Here is a 3,183-nt window from a genome sequence, read left to right as displayed (position 1 = left end):
GTCATATGCTGTTTAACCAGCGTCTGATATCGGCGGGTAAGGCGAGAGTCAATCCCGCCAACAGATAGGTTGAAATCATTCTGCAAAGTAATAACAGGTATCACGATAAATGTGTAGATACCTATGCATTGAAGGACTGGCGGTGCAGAGCATGGCCAGCCGCGCCGGCACGCAGGAACTACGCATCAGCGTGGAACAAGACTCGGTCTTCGGCCCGCTTATCCTTCTAGGCGATGGCGAGAGCGACTGGCGTGCGGGGGCGCCGGTGGCGGTAGCGTTACCGCCGCTCAATATGGCGCTGGCGCATAATCTGGTGCTGCAAGGGTTAAAGATGGGCGCCCTGCGCAACCACCGCCCGCTGTATCCCTTGGATCTCGCGGCGCTCAGCCAATTGCTGGTGCAAGTCTCCGATCTGGTGGTGGATTGCCCGGAAATCACCGCGCTGAATATCCATCCGCTGCTGGCCTGCGGCAGCGATATGACGGCGCTGGATGTCAGCTTGCAACTAAGCGAGTACCACGGCGATCCCGGCGCGCGGCTGGCCATCCGCCCCTATCCGCGCCAGCTCGAATCGGTGGTGACGCTCAATAACGGCCAGCGCTGTCTGTTCCGGCCGATACTGCCGGAAGATGAACCGCTGCTGAAAGCCTTCATCGGCCTGGTGACCCGTGAGGATCTCTACTACCGCTATTTCAGCGAAATTAGCGAATTTACCCATGAAGATTTGGCCTATATGACGCAAATCGACTACGATCGTGAAATGGCGTTTGTGGCGGTAATACAACAGCAGGATAGTGAGGTTATCATCGGTGTAACCCGCGTCATTGCCGATCCCGACAATACCGATGCGGAGTTCGCGGTACTGGTACGTTCCGATTTGAAAAAACTGGGGCTTGGGCGCATGCTGCTGGAAAAGATGATTGATTACGCCCGCGCTCACGGTTTGCAGCGGCTGAATGCTATCACCATGCCCAACAACCGCGGCATGATAACGCTGGCGCGCAAATTAGGGTTTACGGTGGATATTCAATTGCAGGACGGTATCGTCGCGCTGTCGCTGGCGCTGGAACCGGCTACAGCATGAATTCCGCACACAGCGGGCAAGGATTAGCCGGGCAGTTGAAACTTGCCCACAATCAACAGAAGTAGTGGTATTATGGCCGATTCAACGCAAATACCTGTTTGCATAGGGTCATTCCAACCTTCGATGATAAGAGAAGAAGCGCACTGTGATGTTGTCAACTTTTAAACGCAGTAAACACCAACAACACCTTGCACAACTGCCAAAAATCCCTCAGACGGTTGCAGATGTTAAAACGCTTTATAGCCCTGAAGATTTCTATCATGCGCTCATACAGGCCATCGCCGGCGCCCGGCAACGAATTTATCTGGTCGCATTATATCTGGAGCAGGATCAGGGCGGTCAACGCGTCCTTGACGCTGTTTATGACGCCAAATGTAATAATCCAGCGCTGGATGTAGCGATTCTGGTTGACTGGCACCGGGCGCAACGCGGTCGTATCGGCGCCGCCGCCGCTGATACCAATGCCGATTGGTACTGCCGTTTGGCGCAAGCGCATCCCGGCGTGGACGTGCCTATCTTCGGCGTACCGGTCAATACCCGCGAAGCGCTGGGCGTTTTACACCTTAAAGGCTTTATTATCGACGCCCAGGTGATTTACAGCGGCGCCAGCTTGAACGATGTTTATCTGCATCAGCAGGATAAATATCGCTACGATCGTTACCAGATTATCCGTAATCCCTCCCTGGCCGACACGCTACTTGCCTATATCAAACAGCAATTACTCACGGCGCCGGCGGTCAATCGGCTGGATAACGTCGCGCGGCCAAAAAGCCTCGAAATCAAAAATGATACCCGTTTGTTTCGCCAAACCCTGCGTGAAGCCGGCTATCGCTATCAAGGTGAAGCAGGTCCAAATGAATTGGCCATTACCCCGTTAGTGGGATTGGGCAAGCAAAGCCCGCTGAACAAAACGATTCATCATTTACTGTGTGCCACCCGCGACACCTTGACGCTGTGTACGCCCTATTTCAACTTACCGGCGCTGCTGGTGCGGGATTTAATCGGTCTGCTGCGTCTGGGCAGGCAGGTGGAAATCATTGTCGGCGATAAGACCGCCAACGACTTTTATATCCCTGAAGATCAGCCGTTCAAGATTATCGGCGCCCTGCCTTATTTGTACGAAATCAATTTGCGCCGTTTTCTTAGCCGCCTGCAGCGGTATGTGGACAACGGTCAATTGGTGGTACGTCTGTGGAAGGACGACGACAACAGTTACCATTTGAAAGGGGTATGGGTAGACGAGGAGTGGCAATTGCTGACCGGCAATAACCTCAACCCGCGTGCCTGGCGGCTTGATTTGGAAAATGCGCTGCTTATCCACGATCCCGCACAGGCGTTGCGCCCGCAGCGTGAGAAAGAGCTCAACCGGATCCGCACCCACACCCAGGTAGTGCGGCATTTTACCGAACTTGAGAGCATCGCCGATTATCCGGTTAAAGTCCGCAAGCTTATCCGCCGATTGCGTCGGATCCGCATTGACCGTTTGATTAGCCGCATCCTCTAAATCGCGATGCCTCCTCCCGGCGACGACGCTTTCTAGAGCGTGATGTCGCCGGTGCCAGCAGGAACCCATTGATGCACAGAGGCCGCCGTTTATCGTTACCCGCGTTGTGGCTGTTACCACTGCTGTGGTGCACGGGCTGCAGCCACCTGGCACAGGACAATTGGACCGGTCGCGACAAGACCCAGCACTTTGTTGGCTCTGCCCTGCTGGCGGTGGCCGGCAGCGCGGTAGCCGAGCATCAATCGGCCTCCCCCGCACGCAGTCGTAATATCGGTTTTGGACTGTCTATCACCTTCGGCGCGCTAAAAGAGGCCTGGGACAGCCGGCCCGGAGGCACCGGCTGGAGCTGGAAGGACTTTACCTGGGACGTCGCCGGCGCCGCCGCCGGCTACAGCCTGTATGCCCTGAGCAATTAGCCTATCACCGCTCTGTACCGCACGGCGGATGATGCCCCCGCTTCCCGGTGCATGAATCACCCCGGATAAATTAGAGTCTATACTTTAAAAGTGGAGGTCTCTATGACAACGACCAAACGTTACTCTCCGGAAGTCCGTGAACGGGCAGTTAATCTAGTGCTGGAAACTCAGCATGAGCA

Annotated in this window: 2 protein-coding genes and 1 pseudogene; all 3 read left to right on the top strand. The window is 55.3% G+C overall.

What is annotated here, in order from left to right; translation table 11 throughout:
- Positions 1-127: 127 nt before the first annotated feature.
- Positions 128-1,084 (top strand): annotated as a pseudogene (locus tag CINSTRO3249_RS14340) (GNAT family N-acetyltransferase); the annotation flags it as partial.
- 148 nt (positions 1,085-1,232) lie between these two features.
- Positions 1,233-2,588: a CDP-diacylglycerol--serine O-phosphatidyltransferase gene (gene pssA / locus CINSTRO3249_RS14335; protein ID WP_074013753.1), complete on the top strand. Its 1,356-nt coding sequence runs from the start codon at positions 1,233-1,235 to the stop codon at positions 2,586-2,588.
- A gap of 71 nt (positions 2,589-2,659) precedes the next feature.
- Entirely contained in the window at positions 2,660-3,004 is a 345-nt protein-coding gene (locus CINSTRO3249_RS14330) for a YfiM family lipoprotein (RefSeq protein ID WP_074013752.1), read from the top strand.
- Positions 3,005-3,183: the final 179 nt, after the last annotated feature.

Origin of the sequence: Candidatus Sodalis sp. SoCistrobi, from assembly GCF_900143145.1 — a bacterium.
GTDB lineage: Bacteria > Pseudomonadota > Gammaproteobacteria > Enterobacterales > Enterobacteriaceae > SoCistrobi.
This window is presented reverse-complemented; position numbering and strand designations above follow the sequence as displayed.

Coding starts and splice junctions, on each gene's coding strand:
- pssA (WP_074013753.1), top strand. CDS start 1,233: ATGTTGTCAACTTTTAAACGCAGTAAACACCAACAACACCTTGCACAA.
- CINSTRO3249_RS14330 (WP_074013752.1), top strand. CDS start 2,660: ATGCACAGAGGCCGCCGTTTATCGTTACCCGCGTTGTGGCTGTTACCA.